This window comes from Candidatus Arsenophonus triatominarum (assembly GCF_001640365.1).
Classification (GTDB): domain Bacteria; phylum Pseudomonadota; class Gammaproteobacteria; order Enterobacterales; family Enterobacteriaceae; genus Arsenophonus; species Arsenophonus triatominarum.
Window position 1 is genome coordinate 1 of the sequence record NZ_LWMI01000026.1, and the last position, 13,624, is coordinate 13,624.

Sequence of the window (13,624 nt, forward strand, 5' to 3'; positions counted from 1 at the left end):
CGCAGAGAAGTCGATTAACGCTTTCATAGAATCTGTGACAGAATCTTTGAAATCCGGCAATGACGTACAACTCATTGGCTTTGGTAGTTTTCAGGTTAAGCAACGAGCAGCTAGGGAAGGCGAAACCCAAAAACAGGCGAACCACTTAAAATTGCTGCTGCAAATGTACCGAGTTTTAAAGCAGGTCAAAATCTCAAAAGATGCGGTGAAGTAATTTCATGACCTATGACGCAAGTTCAATTCATATTCTGCGTGAAGATGAAATCAAACAGTTTGATTGGCATTGGGCAGAGGAATTAGCCCATGAGCACACTTTGCCGCTGGATTGGGTCAAGCGAGGTTTTGAAGCCTCAAGACGATTAGGCATTGAACCCGATTTTTTCGTCAGAAATATATCCTCAATCAAAGACCTACCCAAAAATGACGAATTCGAGCAAGTCTTCATTGAAGTGCTAAAGAAGACAGAAAGAAGAGTCAGAATACCCTCTAAAACGTCCTGTAATCAATTATGAGAGATTTTCTCGAAAAAACGTAAATTCGTACGTCTAAAAATTTATCGTTGCCCACAATGCGTTATAGCAACTTTTGAGTTTTCAGGTTTCAGAAATAGAAAAAGCCAACTGCGAAAGTTGGCTAATTCAACATAAAGTAATCAATCTGCCATGAAGGATTTACTTTTTTTCAATGCTATATCGTAATTATTGGTTGAAGTTGTTGAATAATCATTTGTTTTATTGTTGTTTGGTAAATTGGCCTGATTAGCAAGGAAATAAACTAGCTCTTTTATTTGCTGTGACTCTATATCATCTCCTAAAAGCCGAGATAATATATCAACGAGCCTAGGTGATGCCTTATCAAGAGCAAAGCCGGCCAGCAAAGCTCGTTTGCATTCTTTGTTGATTTTATCAGATTTGTTCAAGTGTTTTATTAGCCATGCTTCTGATTGATCAGTTTCAGAAAGTGATAAAGTAAATCTACGGACATTTTTATTTTTCACCTTAATTTCTCCCCATTAAATAAAGTCCGTTAACAAGATCTAGCTGTGGGGTTTCTGACATATAAAAACGCTCTGGTATAATTTTTGTATGGTCTTTTAAAGCATCAGAAATTATAGGAGCGCCACCACCTATCACAAGAACATATGAATAACCACTAAAAAGACTCACTGACTCGATAACTCGATCAGATAATCGTTTTATATTTTGATTAATAGCTGATACAACGGTATTATTTTACTTGGATCGTTTGTATTTTTTTTGAGCCATTCTTTATTGTGGCGATTAATGATGAACTGATCAGCAATGTAATTTGAAGCACAAGTGTTTGTGTTTCTAATATACGTTTAATTTTCACGTGTAATTATTGAAACACCAATATCAGAATCACCAGCTAAATTAACAACCCCTGACATATTTCCGCTAATTTGAGCAATGTCTAACGTAGTCCCACCTATATCGACAATTAACATTGATTGTGTTTCTGGAATATCAATCAATTTATCAAATCCGGCAGGTATTGATTCAGGTTTAACAGATATTTCTTTAAAAGAAAACATTGGAAAATTTTTATTGTTTGATACGATTTTTCTTAAGTTTTTTTTCTTCCTCTCTATATTATCAAAATTTATCTGATTATCTTCGTCATAATATTCTGCCAATGGCAAAGTAACAGTAATATCAACTTCTTGAGGAATAATGCTAGTTTGCAATAGAGCATGATGAATGGCGACAGTATTTATCAGGCTATATTGCCACTCGCTGTTATTGGTTGTTATATTTCGAATATCCAATTTATCAAAAGAATATTTTCACCTTCAATTAAAAAATTAACGATATCATCGTTACCAATGTCAGCGACCCAGCCACGCTTAAAACTGGTTGGAACAATAGCTACTTTTTTTTCATCATTTTCTAGCCAAATTAATTTTATATTCGTTGAGCCATCATCGATAAAAACTTCATGTTTTCCTCATCTTTTTTGCATCAAATAATTGTCATTTTAGATGAAAAAATACATTCAGCAATATAATTTATGAATTTTAGCATCATTTTTGCTGCTAAATAGTCATTAAAATTTGAATTTTATATTACTTTATGAGTTTTTGATGCTTTTTTTTCTTGTTATTATCATCAAATCCAATAAGTCACTCCAGCCATCAGAATAGAATTCAACGAGGGGATGCCGAAGTTGAAGAATACGCCGACAAGTGTGCCAGCAATACAAGCAAAAATAGCAGACCAGCCAATTAAAGGAGTATCTGAATCAGAAGGTAATATCCGTTTTTCTCTAGTTTCGTCTAGAATTTCCTGCTCGTTTTCAAAATGTAGTAATCAACCAGCATGACACCAGTTATTGGGTGGGAAAATAATGCCAAGTATGGAAAGGAAATCTACAAGTGGTTTAAGATGCCCATCATCGATAGCGCAGTGCCCCGTGATGAAATCAAGACCGGCATGAAGTATTATGCGGCACACTTCCTACGCCACTTTCTATGGTTGGCTGGATGGGGGAGCCGAAAGGCTCGCCGTTCACTTTGTCCGGTAGTACTAACCCCATTCAGTCTGCCACCCGATCTCAATTCCAAATCTGGCGCCTAGATTTTTGTTTCTCTTGTTGGATGAGGGAATGCTGATGTACGAGTACGTTTTAGATATTACAAATAAAAGATAACCGGATTTTATAATGAAAAACCCCGAGAAAATGGGCTTTTGCAAACAGATTTCATAGGCCAGTTGGCCAACACTAGGGAACTACAATAATAACTATATTTGTTTTTTTATTTTTCTGATTTCCAGACACGAGTTGGAATCAAGTAAACACCCAAAGGGAATATGTAGCAACAACGGAGCATATTCCCTTTTTTATAAACAATAAGAATTGTTCTGATATTTCTAGTTCTTTTCGCTCGAAAACAAGGGGAATTTATCATGATTCAAGCTAACAAATACAGAACAACCTTTCGGCGGTTACAAGCAGGTATGTCCGTTTTCACAACGACGAAATCTTGAAAATCGTGAAATTGAAAAAGCAAGAATTCACCGAAAAAGGGCTGATTTACCACTTTGATGTTGAAGGTGGAAATGGAAGTTTGATAGGCGAAGCAGAGCAAAATATACGCAACAAAAATTGCTAAATTATCGCTGAAAAATTCAATCATCCAACCTTAAAAAATACGATTATTTTTTAATCGTAACTTATGATTTTGATCAGTTTATTTTTTATTTAAGTTATTGAATTTGATCAACTATTTGACAAATTTAATTTTAGACTTACAATTGTAAAATCTATTTTTAGCTGTCTTTTGCACAGCATTTGCTCTTTATACAATTTGGGTTTTCCTCTCTGCGAGTCGCAGAGGACAGAATGCCGTTTTTGTGTGTTCTGTTTTGGTGTTTTTTATTCAATAACACGGTTATCCACATTCATTCGATTTGTGGAAATCGTATTTAACTCTTCGTTTTTACGGGGGTTGTTATCATCTGAAATTCAGAAACATCAAAATATAGCGCTCAGGAGGGAAAATGCCCCAAGAAATTATTTTAAAGAAAGTAAGAGTAATGCAAAAATCAGGCGAGAAATCAGGAAAATTGAATTTCTTGCCAAGAAAGACGCTGAACGTGAATTTAATCAAGAACTCAAAAAGCGTTTTGGCGACACGAAATCCACGCCAGCAATTACAGAATTTTCAACGACAGATTGTGGTTTATGCCAATCTGTTTATGAATTACCGCAAAAAACAACAAAAACAAAAAATCATCGAACAAAGAGCGCGCATTGACGCCTATTTTATAATTAAAAATTATTTTTCTTCAAATCTACTTTAACCCCCCCAGGGAAATCACACGTTTTTTCATATGATGATTTTCTCATTTTTATATGAAATCGTTCTCAAAAATTCAATAACGGGAGTGATGAGTGAAAAGTGCCGCTACATTACGATTGATAGGTAATCCACATGCGTATTATCCAAATTTAGCCAAACCGCTTGGTGGATTAACCGCAGCAATTCTTTTTTCCCAAATATTTTACTGGCAGGACAAAGCTAATTCTGAATTAGGAGTTTACAAAACTCGAGATGATCTTGAAGAAGAAACCGGATTGACACATGACGAACAACGAACAGCAATAAAAAAATTAGTCGCAATTGGAGTTTTACTCGTTACAGAAAAACGGCTTGAACATAAAACATATTACAAAATTGGATGAAGGTAAGCTTAATGAAATTCTGGATAATTTCGCCAACTCAAAAAAGGGAGTTTCGCGAGATGGAGAAAATGGAGCTCCGAAGTAGACATTGTCGAGTTCGGGGAATCGACATTATCGAGTTCGTTTGATCAAGAGATTACTACAAAGATTACAGAAATATATAAAACCATCCTAACCCTTCCTTCTCAAAATTTTGACTTGAAGCTAATTTTGGCGGATTCGCTGCGTGGTGAATTTCAGGAGTTTGTCGACAAGTCTGCCGATGAGCTACATCGAGCCGTTGAGCAAAAAATTATCGGACTTGGTTTCGAGTGCAACAGGGAGTTTCGAGTACAGGAACGGGGTGATTGTCGTTCTGGCAGAGTTGATTTGCTGGTGAGTGACAAGCACGGCAACCAATGTGGCATTGAAATCGACGCAAGCTCTCCCAGAGAAAAATCTTTCGCTAAACTAGCCTGTCTGAAATCAGGGATAATCTTACTGCGGAAATCTTCCACAGCAGAAGACTATCTGCAAGATGGTGTTTTGGTAGTTGCGGAGGTATTTCGCTACCCAAAACTAAGATCATCACGAAAAAATCTGAACTGAATTTGTCCCTGTTTGAGCAGAAACCAGTGAATCAGTTTGGGATGATTATCTTCAACACCGCAAAAACAAAAAAGCGCCACTGACACAAACCGCCCTGAACCGACTGGCGACAGCAGTCAACGAAGCCAATGAACTAGGATATTCCACCGATAACGTGCTGGCTGAATGCATGCTTAGAAACTGGCAAGGCTTTGAGGTTTCGTGGATTGAGCAAAAAAAATATCAGCGAAATAGTCTCATCAACGAGATCACAACACGCCCAAGTAATCCCGAAGGTTTTGTGGTGATTAACGGTTAATCTGTTTTTTGCGAAAAAACTATGAATATTATTCAACGATTGCAAAAAATCATGCCGCCCAATATCAAGCCAATTGCCTGTAGCTGGGAAGAACATTTGGCAAGAATGCAAAAAATATCCGAAGAAGCCAGTTTGCAAGACGCTATTTTTCGCAAGCAACGCCGGATAGAAAACTTGTTTGGGCGCTCGGGTATCGCCCCGTTGCATGCACATTGCCGATTTGAAAATTATCGCGTTTTCAACGCCGGTCAGAAAAATGCGTTGAACCAATCCGTCGCCTTTGCAAAGAATTTTGGAGTGGGATTTGGCGGATTTGTTTTTAGCGGTGGATGCGGAACAGGCAAAAATCATCTTGCAGCAGCGATAGGGCATTATCTCATGAGCAAAGGGCGATCCGTATTGTGTATTACCATTGCGGATTTGATGATGCGTTTTCGAGCAACCTACGAAAAAAATACGACATTGACAGAACAACAATTGCTAGATGAACTTTGCAAAGTTGATTTGTTGATCTTGGACGAAATCGGTATTCAGTATCAGCATAGCGAGAATACGAAGATTATTGTAAATCAGATGGTTGATAAGCGGACTTCACACAAAAAACCGCTTGGCATGCTCACGAACTTGAACAGTGAACAAATTCGGCAATTTTTGGGCGATAGAGTCATCGATAGAATGATGATGAGCAATGGGCTTTGGTTAAATTTCAATTGGTCAAGCTACCGCCGTAAAATTCAATAACGAAAAAAAGTTTTAAATCACTGAGTTTCACTACTCAAATCCAATCAATTCAAAGCAATGGAACCCTCAACAACGAGGGTATATGCGCATGTCTGAAAAATACTCAACACCTGCCGCCTATCTGTGGGGCATCATGACCACCTCGGGGAGTCATGACAACGATTTTTGATTTTTTTACCCTTGAGCAGTGGGTAGCTGTGATGGTATTGTCTGCACGATAGGGACATTTTTTATCAACGTGTACTACCGCAAAAAGGAGTACAGACTCAAGGAACGTCAGTATGAAGATACCGAAAAAAATATTGATGGCAACGGGCGGTAGTGCGTTGTTTTTAGCCTCAACGATGATAACGCATTTTGAAGGATTAAAATTTAAACCTTACTTCGATGGAGGTGGTGTACTCTCTGTTTGTTATGGTCATACAGGCAAGGATATTGTGCGTAACCGGATGTACACGCAAGAAGACTGCGATAAGTGCTTAATGACGATTTAAAAGCCGTTAAACGTTATGTTGACCCGTTGATTAAGGTCAATATCAACACGCTAACACAGGCAGCCCTTTACTCATTTGCTTATAACGTGGGCGTGGGTAATTTTGCCAAATCGACCTTGCTCAAAAAGCTCAACAACAATGACCGAAAAGGGGCATGTGATGAGATGAAGCGGTGGGTTTATGTGAAAGGCGAAGTCTGGAAAGGGCTAATTACCCGTCGGGAAATTGAGAGCGTAATATGTTATGGCGACCTTACTCATTTATCGGAGTGATTATTGCAGGGTTAATTCTCTCACTTATTTTTATCAACTCCCGTTATCAAACCATCAGGCAAAACTACCAAACATTAAAACAGCAATATCGCGCACAAATTGAAGCCGTGAAATTACAGCAGCAAAAGATTGATTCTTTGCACCAACTCGATATTCAACACACGGAGAAATTAAATAATGCCAAAGCTGAAATTGCTAAGCTCAATGATGCTGTTCGTGCTGGCACTAAGCAGTTGCACGTCAATGCCGTGTGTCCAATACCCAAAACCGCTACCACCCAGAGCCGACATAATGAAGCCACCCCACAACTTAGTAAGGCAGCTCGAGAAGATTATTTCCGTCTCAGAGCGATGATAGCTGAGAACGAAAAGCAGACGGAATATCTACAGCAGTACATCAAAACACAGTGTCACTGAATCGGTCATTGGCACGTTCAAATCTTAACAATCTCAGCGCCACGCACGCGCATCAATAAAACACAGAACCTTATAGAAAGTCGAGCCTGAAGAACGCCGTTTAAAATGGTGCTTTTCTGTGGGCGGCTGTTCTGTGCGCGCAGGTTCGATTTTCTATAAGGAAAAGTACGATGAAATTAGTAACAACTAAAAATGACAATTTTTTAGTAACAGAAATGCCAACAATGACCAGTCTGGAAATGGTGGACTATATTAATGCGGAGCGGAAATCAAAAGCGGAAGCAGAGAGATTAACGTTTCCTTGCAAAAAATATCGCAAGTTACAGCACAATAATTTTATGGCAAAAGTACCCAAAGTTCTTGGAGAAACATCTGCTAAATTTTTAGCTGATGATATTTTCACCACTGGAAACGGTGCCCAGTCTATTCGAAAAATTTACCGATTTCCAAAACGTGAAGCCTGTCTAATGGCAATGAGTTACAGCTATGAGTTACAGGCTAAAATCTATGACTACATGACGGAGTTGGAAGAAAATAAAGGATTAGCTTTTACTATTGAGCAATTACAAAATATTGTTGCTACAGCCAGAAAAGAGTCTGATAAAGACTCTTCGGATGCTGGTCGTCGATTACGTAAGCGTCAAGATGATTTACCCATTCTTAAAAAAGCTGAAAAAACAGTAATGGAGTTATCTCAAATCCCCCTTGATTTAATTGGTGGAAGCATGAGGTTAGAAGGATGACTCCTGAGCAATTCATCGAAGCCAATGTTAAGGCCGAGTTAATCAAGCTGGGCTTTTCTACCTCTGTCGCCAGCTTAGCCACCCGTGAAGCCATCCGCTATTATCGCAAACAGCCAGCTAGTAGAAGAGGCAAGATGATAGAAGATTGTCTTAATCAAGCAAAAATTGTGGCCAGGTTAACAACAAAGCGATAATCGCAAATGAGTTCAATTAAACAAGTCAAAACTCGCCATGATAGCGAGGGTTTTCGTGTGCATTACGAAAATCCAGCAGGACGATTTCATAAAAGCTTTAAAACGCGGGAAGCTGCTTGCCATTTTCTTTTTCTGAGCGAATCTGAGCGATTTTTGGCGATGATGGCAAAAGAAAAAGAGCAATGCCGAGATTGGCATCTTCGCAAGTTGATTCAGTTTTATGTGGGGAAAAAGGTCTTTCAGTGTGAAACGGGGCATTTACGGCAAAGTTCGCTCGATACGATTAAACATGCCTTGTTTTCGATTGACGAAACGTTGCAAGCAAAAATGGCGTTGAATATTCGCCCGAGTGAATTTAACGGTTTACCGGAAAATACGCTTAAACATCTGCATTCTGCCTATTTGCTGCTGAAAGCAATGCGAAATGTTGGTGTCAGTCCAATTCCAAAATTGAAAAGAAAAGGGGAAAAGCCTATTTTCATTCCGGCGTTTGAGAATGTGGATAGGATGATTGAAGAAGCGCCGTCAGAGAAAAGATTGCCTTCATCTTGGCATCGGTGATTGGGCTTCGGATAAGCGAAATATTGGCATTGGATTATAGCGATATTCAAGGGGAATATTTGAATATCTCAAAACATGTAACACGAAACGGTGTTATTGAAGGCTTAAAAGCTGACGTTCAGCGATTGTTACCGATGCCAAAAGGGTTATTGTCGCTATTGGATAAAAACAAGTTTGGGTTACATGAACCATTAATTGTCAGTCAATCAGTGAAAAGACTGTCGTTAAATTACAGTACGACAGGAATTGTTAAGGAATTACTGGAAAAATTCAGGATTGGGAAATTTCATAACTTACGGCATTTTGCAGCGGTACGTCTTATCAAAAAACGGAATGATATTCATGTTATTTCTAAAATGCTGGGTCATAAAAACATTGAGACCACCTCAAATATTTACGGTCGATTTTCAGGGTCAATTTTTGAGTTAAATTTTTAACATTTGCGTTCATTTTTTAATCATTAAGGTAAATGGGGTTAAAACCTTAATTGCTTTACATCAAAGGGATTCAGGTAAAAAATTACAGAATAGCCAAAAACGCATAATTCCGCAGTCATACTTCCGCATTTTGAAAAATTGGAAAACCTAATAATAACAACGCATGAAGAGGGATTTTTTTCGCATACTTCCGCAAAATAAGTCCGCACCCAAAATGGCTAATTTTACGAATGTTGCACAAAGGTTAAAAAGAGGTTGTCATGTCAGGGAAAGCTAAATATAAAAAAGCGTATATTGATGACGTGATCAACCTGTCTTTGGTGAAAGGCAAAGTATCAAATCATTTCATTGCAAAATGGCTGCATGTGGATGAAAAAACGATTAGAAATTGGCGAAAGGATTATTACGAATTTGATCATGCTTTTCATCATGCGGCCGACATTTTGAAAAAAGAGCTAGCAGAAACAGCAAGGCAAAACACCAAAATCCGAAAACGCAAAATTATTAAAACCACGGCAGACGGCGAAACGACAACGATAGAAGAAGTATTGCCTAGTCACAATGATATTGCCGTTTACAAAAAGATGGGGATCAATGAAGTCTTCTTTAACGATGAAAAGCATCAACAAAAAGAATACTTAAGATCGATACTCGAGCGAAAAAAATCAGCCGAAATCACTTCACTAGAGGCCGCGCAATTTTTAGAGATAGAAGGCATTCCTATACCAACTACCTTATTACTGGAAATTAAGCAATTGCAAGGTAGCCCTATACCAGAAGATATACTACCGCAAAATGCAATTACTCGAGAAATGACTTTAGAAGAGGCCGCAGAAGCGTACCAAAAACTGATGGGGTAAAGGGTTAAAATCGCTTACTTATTTATGTTATAAATGATATTAAATTTAAATATTTATTTAATATCAATTGATTATATGAGTTTAACCCCATTTTTTGTATTTTTATGTACACGTTTATGTGCAAAATATTTTTTTGAGTCGCTTTTTTCCGGACAAATTCCTATGCCGTTACCTTTTCCTTTTGACTTTAAAAAACCAGATTATTTTAAGGTATTTGAGTGGCGCGATGAGCGTCTACAACGGTTACGCCAGCAGCCGGAAAGTTTTAAACGATTAACCCGATTTTATAAGGATAATCCCGCGCAGTTTATTATTGACTGGGGCATGACGACAGACCCACGAAATGTCGATTACGGGTTACCGGTGACTATTCCTTTTTTGCTGTTCCCGAAACAGGAAGCATGGATTGACTGGATAATGACACGCTGGAAAGGACGTGAAAACGGTATTACCGAAAAAAGCCGCGAAATGGGCTTAAGCTGGACGTCAATTGCACTCGCATGCGCTTTATGTCTCTTTAATAAAGAGATGGTAATTGGCTTTGGCTCCCGCAAAGAAGAGTATGTTGACAGCACCGGTGACCCGAAAGCGTTGTTCTGGAAAGCCCGTAAGTTTATTGAAACTTTACCGCAAGAGTTTCGGGGAGGCTGGGTAGCGAAAAAACACGCGCCTTATATGCGGGTCAATTTCCAAACACCGGCGCCATTATCAAGGGTGAAGCGGGGACAATATTGGACGGGGTGACCGGACGACACTCTATTTCGTCGACGAAGCCGCCTTTTTGCCTCGTCCGCTATTGATTGATGCTGCCCTATCGCAAACTACCCGCTGCCGCATTGACTTAAGTTCGGTTAATGGATGGACAATCCTTTTGCCCAAAAACGCCACAGTGGACGTATTCCGGTGTTTACCTTTCACTGGCGCAATGACCCCCGTAAAGATGAACAATGGTACGAAAAAGAGTGCCTGAAAATCGATAATCCGGTCATTGTGGCGCAGGAACTGGATTTGAACTATCAGGCGTCTGTTGAAGGTATCTTAATTCCCGCCGAATGGGTACAGGCGGCCATTGATGCCCATATCAAACTGGGGTTTTTGACAACGGGGCTAAACGACTCGGTTTTGACGTTGCAGATGAGGGCGATGACAGCAACGCCCTCACGTTTGTACACGGATCGGTTGTCACGGATTGCCAGCAGTGGAGTAAAGGCGACGTGATCAGCTCAGCAAACCGAGTCAAAAACTATGCTGAGGAAGTCCATGCCGATGAAATCATCTATGACTCCATCGGGGTAGGGGCAGGGGTGAAAGCGCATCTACGACGGACATGTCATATCACCGCAACCGGATTCAACGCGGGTGGGGCTGTCTTTAAACCTGACGCAAAATATGTGGCGGGAAAAACCAATAAAGATATGTTCGCGAATATTAAGGCGCAAGCCTGGTGGGCGTCCGAGACCGTTTTTTTAATACCTGGCGGTGTATCATGCATTTGGAAAAATATCCGGATGACAAACGTTTCATCAATCAATTTACCGATGGCCTGTTAATCAGTCTCAGTTCAGGCATAAAAGAACTTGACGTACTGAAAGCTGAATTATCCCGTCCTCGGGTGGATTACGACAACAATGGACGGGTGAAAGTCGAGAGCAAAAAAGACATGAAAAAACGGGCATCGCTTCACCCAACATGGCCGATTCATTAATTATGGCTTTTTCCCCCGTTCCTAAACCGTTTCACATTCCCGACGAGGCATTTTTCTAATGAACAAAAGAAACAGGAAAAAGGACGTTAAGCCTGAAAGGAAAAAGCTATTTTCCATCTCTGATATCGATATGTATCCGGTCAGTGAGCAGCCAGTCTACGAATTCAAACCCTATGCCCCTCCCGCAGGCGTGATACCCGAAGCAAAGAGAGCGGACGCGCTGGCGAATGATGCCACCCCGTATGAAACCCTGAATGCATTCGGGAGTGATTGTTTGTATGGTGGGTTTCAGGGATACCCGATGTTGGCCATGAAAGCGCAGCAATCCGAGTACGCCAATGTTGCCGCGATTTTTGCTGACGAGGTTACGCGCAATTGGTTAACCGTAAAATCCTCATCCGATGATGAGGACCTCGTTAATGAGGTGGAAGGGGTAATCGTGAAATATCGCCTTCAGGATATGATCCATCAGGCCGTTTTGCATGATTGTCTGTTCGGCATAGCGCATATCTATATTGACATGGCGCCGATGAGAATGAAATGCGCAATCCGCTCTTTAAAGACAGAGCAAAAGTGGGCGATAAATTTCGCGGTTTTCGTATTATTGAGCCTATTTGGATGTATCCGGCGATGTATAACACGCTCAGACCGTGGGAGCCGGATTTTATCAGCCTTCATCGTGGTTTGTTATGGGCAGACCATCCACGCCTCCCGATTTATTGACCTAGTGACGCGTCCGGTATCACAGATACTGAAACCTGCCTATAACTTTGGGGCTTATCACTGATCCAGCTAATGGAGCCTTATGTCAAGGCGTGGGAAACTATCCGCGATGAGATACCCAAAATTGTCAAGGCTTTTACGCTGGCGGGTCTAAAAACTGATATGGAAAAACGGATGGAAAATCCAGGCGAATTCAAACGCCGCATCGATATCATGACCAACTACCGAAACAATCGCGGGGTACTGGCGCTAGATACGGAGGAAGAGTTTTTTCAGATCAATACACCGATGACGGATCTTGAGAAAATCGCCTCAAACTATCAGGAACAACTGTGTATTCCCTCACGGATGCCGGTGATTAAGCTGCTTGGCAATGCGCCCGCGGGACTGAATGCAAACGGGCAGGGTGAAATCGATGTCTGGCACGAAACCATCTCCGGTATTCAGGAACGCAATATTCGCCCCATGATACAGCAAATGCTGGATTACCTGTTTATAGCGGAATTTGGGCAGCTATTACCCGAAATTACGTTCACCTTTAACCCACTCGATGAGCTAACCGAGAAGGAAATGTCGGAGATAAATCTCAATAACGCTTCAATGCTGGCTAATTTAGCAACGAGTTCATGTATTTCGACGATGGATGTCGCTCAATGGCTTATCAATAATCCGAAGAGTGGTTTTGCTTTCATGAACGGGCAGGAAAACGAAGATGAAACAGACGAAAAAGAAGGAGAAAACACTTAAACCTTCACTCCCCAATGCAGGGATACAGCTTTGGTATCAGCGTGAATTACGTCGCCAGATTACCAGGATGCATAAAAACGTCACCGCCAAAATTTTAACTTCCTTTTCAAAAAATTCTCTTGCTTACGACGCCAGCCCCGCCTCAATGATAAGGAATACGCTCCGCGCGCTTTCTGCCCGCTGGGTAAAGAAATTCACTGCCTTATCCGACGATCTGGCAAAAACCTTCGTTAACCGAGCAGCCGGTAATGTGGATGTGCCCCTTAAAAAGCAGCTGGTCGATAAGGGGTTTGCGATTGATTTCAAAATGACGCGCGACATGCACAATGCGGTGACAGCGATTGTGGCGGAGAACGTGTCATTAATTAAATCCATCCCCCAACGCTATTTCACTAACGTTGAATCCGTGGTTCTCCAGTCTGTTTCGCGGGGAGGTGATTTAGCTCAGCTTAAAAAAACATTGGGACAACAGTTTGGCGTAACTGCCAGAAGGCGGAATTGATTGCCCGTGACCAGAACCGAAAAGCGAATTCTGCCTTGGCGGCAGTGAGACAGCATGCGCTGGGGATAACTGAGGGGATTTGGCGACATACCGGCGCAGGGCAACACCCAAGCGCCTAGATCATGTAAAAGCCACGG

Annotated in this window: 18 protein-coding genes and 5 pseudogenes; 19 read left to right on the forward strand and 4 right to left on the reverse strand. The window is 40.6% G+C overall.

Going from position 1 to position 13,624, the window contains the following annotated elements; genetic code table 11:
• A pseudogene (locus AYJ55_RS19515) lies at positions 1-222 on the forward strand (HU family DNA-binding protein); the annotation flags it as partial.
• Positions 219-512 (forward strand): hypothetical protein, encoded by a 294-nt coding sequence (locus tag AYJ55_RS19520; protein WP_063657670.1) that lies wholly within the window; start codon positions 219-221, stop codon positions 510-512. The pseudogene AYJ55_RS19515 and the gene AYJ55_RS19520, both read left to right, overlap by 4 nt.
• 140 nt (positions 513-652) lie before the next feature.
• Here the strand turns inward: AYJ55_RS19520 and AYJ55_RS19525 are convergent, their stop codons facing one another.
• The 4 genes and pseudogenes from AYJ55_RS19525 to parM form a co-directional block, all read right to left on the reverse strand.
• On the reverse strand, positions 653-997 hold the full coding sequence (locus AYJ55_RS19525) for a hypothetical protein (protein WP_063657671.1): 345 nt from the start codon (positions 995-997) through the stop codon (positions 653-655).
• Position 998: 1 nt separating this feature from the next.
• Positions 999-1,217: pseudogene (locus tag AYJ55_RS36400) on the reverse strand (recombinase); the annotation flags it as partial.
• Between the two features lie 125 nt (positions 1,218-1,342).
• Positions 1,343-1,555, reverse strand: a complete 213-nt coding sequence (locus AYJ55_RS36405) for a hypothetical protein (RefSeq protein WP_425393831.1) — start codon at positions 1,553-1,555, stop codon at positions 1,343-1,345.
• A pseudogene (parM, locus tag AYJ55_RS36410) lies at positions 1,556-1,950 on the reverse strand (plasmid segregation protein ParM domain-containing protein); the annotation flags it as partial.
• Positions 1,951-3,521: 1,571 nt separating this feature from the next.
• On the opposite strand from parM, the gene AYJ55_RS19540 reads away from it, so the two are divergent.
• From AYJ55_RS19540 to AYJ55_RS34880, 17 genes and pseudogenes are all read left to right on the forward strand, one after another.
• A complete protein-coding gene (locus AYJ55_RS19540) occupies positions 3,522-3,824 on the forward strand; it encodes a hypothetical protein (RefSeq protein ID WP_162505749.1) in 303 nt (100 codons plus the stop codon).
• 115 nt (positions 3,825-3,939) lie between these two features.
• Positions 3,940-4,206: a hypothetical protein gene (locus tag AYJ55_RS19545; protein ID WP_187153339.1), complete on the forward strand. Its 267-nt coding sequence runs from the start codon at positions 3,940-3,942 to the stop codon at positions 4,204-4,206.
• 210 nt (positions 4,207-4,416) lie between these two features.
• On the forward strand, positions 4,417-4,794 hold the full coding sequence (locus AYJ55_RS19550) for a hypothetical protein (protein WP_063657675.1): 378 nt from the start codon (positions 4,417-4,419) through the stop codon (positions 4,792-4,794).
• A 403-nt stretch (positions 4,795-5,197) separates the two neighbouring features.
• Positions 5,198-5,833: an ATP-binding protein gene (locus AYJ55_RS19555; protein WP_162505763.1), complete on the forward strand. Its 636-nt coding sequence runs from the start codon at positions 5,198-5,200 to the stop codon at positions 5,831-5,833.
• Between the two features lie 187 nt (positions 5,834-6,020).
• Positions 6,021-6,155, forward strand: a complete 135-nt coding sequence (locus AYJ55_RS35225; RefSeq protein WP_342668188.1) for an HP1 family phage holin — start codon at positions 6,021-6,023, stop codon at positions 6,153-6,155.
• Positions 6,115-6,599 (forward strand): annotated as a pseudogene (locus tag AYJ55_RS19560) (lysozyme). Before AYJ55_RS35225 ends, AYJ55_RS19560 begins: the two are co-directional and overlap by 41 nt.
• Entirely contained in the window at positions 6,566-7,015 is a 450-nt protein-coding gene (locus tag AYJ55_RS19565) for a lysis protein (RefSeq protein WP_063657600.1), read from the forward strand. The pseudogene AYJ55_RS19560 and the gene AYJ55_RS19565 overlap by 34 nt, the downstream one beginning before the upstream one ends.
• Before the next feature lie 170 nt (positions 7,016-7,185).
• Positions 7,186-7,758 (forward strand): hypothetical protein, encoded by a 573-nt coding sequence (locus tag AYJ55_RS19570; RefSeq protein ID WP_063657676.1) that lies wholly within the window; start codon positions 7,186-7,188, stop codon positions 7,756-7,758.
• Positions 7,755-7,952 carry a hypothetical protein gene (locus AYJ55_RS19575; protein ID WP_063657645.1) on the forward strand — a complete coding sequence of 66 codons (198 nt, stop codon included), beginning with the start codon at positions 7,755-7,757 and terminating at the stop codon, positions 7,950-7,952. Before AYJ55_RS19570 ends, AYJ55_RS19575 begins: the two co-directional genes overlap by 4 nt.
• 6 nt (positions 7,953-7,958) lie before the next feature.
• Positions 7,959-8,513: a hypothetical protein gene (locus AYJ55_RS19580; protein WP_063657677.1), complete on the forward strand. Its 555-nt coding sequence runs from the start codon at positions 7,959-7,961 to the stop codon at positions 8,511-8,513.
• A complete protein-coding gene (locus AYJ55_RS19585) occupies positions 8,510-8,950 on the forward strand; it encodes a tyrosine-type recombinase/integrase (RefSeq protein ID WP_245677469.1) in 441 nt (146 codons plus the stop codon). Before AYJ55_RS19580 ends, AYJ55_RS19585 begins: the two co-directional genes overlap by 4 nt.
• Positions 8,951-9,210: 260 nt before the next feature.
• A complete protein-coding gene (locus tag AYJ55_RS19590) occupies positions 9,211-9,810 on the forward strand; it encodes a hypothetical protein (protein ID WP_063657649.1) in 600 nt (199 codons plus the stop codon).
• Between the two features lie 162 nt (positions 9,811-9,972).
• Positions 9,973-11,574: pseudogene (locus AYJ55_RS29855) on the forward strand (terminase large subunit).
• On the forward strand, positions 11,574-12,302 hold the full coding sequence (locus AYJ55_RS19605; protein WP_063657680.1) for a DUF1073 domain-containing protein: 729 nt from the start codon (positions 11,574-11,576) through the stop codon (positions 12,300-12,302). The pseudogene AYJ55_RS29855 and the gene AYJ55_RS19605 overlap by 1 nt, the downstream one beginning before the upstream one ends.
• A gap of 8 nt (positions 12,303-12,310) precedes the next feature.
• Positions 12,311-12,985, forward strand: coding sequence for an anti-CBASS protein Acb1 family protein (locus tag AYJ55_RS19610; protein ID WP_063657681.1), 675 nt, complete (start codon positions 12,311-12,313; stop codon positions 12,983-12,985).
• Positions 12,951-13,487, forward strand: coding sequence for a hypothetical protein (locus AYJ55_RS19615; protein ID WP_063657682.1), 537 nt, complete (start codon positions 12,951-12,953; stop codon positions 13,485-13,487). Before AYJ55_RS19610 ends, AYJ55_RS19615 begins: the two co-directional genes overlap by 35 nt.
• Complete coding sequence (locus AYJ55_RS34880) at positions 13,484-13,606, forward strand: hypothetical protein (protein WP_281181200.1); 123 nt, start codon at positions 13,484-13,486, stop codon at positions 13,604-13,606. Before AYJ55_RS19615 ends, AYJ55_RS34880 begins: the two co-directional genes overlap by 4 nt.
• Positions 13,607-13,624: the final 18 nt, after the last annotated feature.

Coding starts and splice junctions, on each gene's coding strand:
- AYJ55_RS19520 (WP_063657670.1), top strand. CDS start 219: ATGACCTATGACGCAAGTTCAATTCATATTCTGCGTGAAGATGAAATC.
- AYJ55_RS36405 (WP_425393831.1), bottom strand. CDS start 1,555: ATGTTTTCTTTTAAAGAAATATCTGTTAAACCTGAATCAATACCTGCC.
- AYJ55_RS19540 (WP_162505749.1), top strand. CDS start 3,522: ATGCCCCAAGAAATTATTTTAAAGAAAGTAAGAGTAATGCAAAAATCA.
- AYJ55_RS19555 (WP_162505763.1), top strand. CDS start 5,198: ATGCAAAAAATATCCGAAGAAGCCAGTTTGCAAGACGCTATTTTTCGC.
- AYJ55_RS19565 (WP_063657600.1), top strand. CDS start 6,566: ATGTTATGGCGACCTTACTCATTTATCGGAGTGATTATTGCAGGGTTA.
- AYJ55_RS19570 (WP_063657676.1), top strand. CDS start 7,186: ATGAAATTAGTAACAACTAAAAATGACAATTTTTTAGTAACAGAAATG.
- AYJ55_RS19575 (WP_063657645.1), top strand. CDS start 7,755: ATGACTCCTGAGCAATTCATCGAAGCCAATGTTAAGGCCGAGTTAATC.
- AYJ55_RS19580 (WP_063657677.1), top strand. CDS start 7,959: ATGAGTTCAATTAAACAAGTCAAAACTCGCCATGATAGCGAGGGTTTT.
- AYJ55_RS19590 (WP_063657649.1), top strand. CDS start 9,211: ATGTCAGGGAAAGCTAAATATAAAAAAGCGTATATTGATGACGTGATC.
- AYJ55_RS19605 (WP_063657680.1), top strand. CDS start 11,574: ATGAACAAAAGAAACAGGAAAAAGGACGTTAAGCCTGAAAGGAAAAAG.
- AYJ55_RS19610 (WP_063657681.1), top strand. CDS start 12,311: ATGGAGCCTTATGTCAAGGCGTGGGAAACTATCCGCGATGAGATACCC.
- AYJ55_RS19615 (WP_063657682.1), top strand. CDS start 12,951: ATGAAACAGACGAAAAAGAAGGAGAAAACACTTAAACCTTCACTCCCC.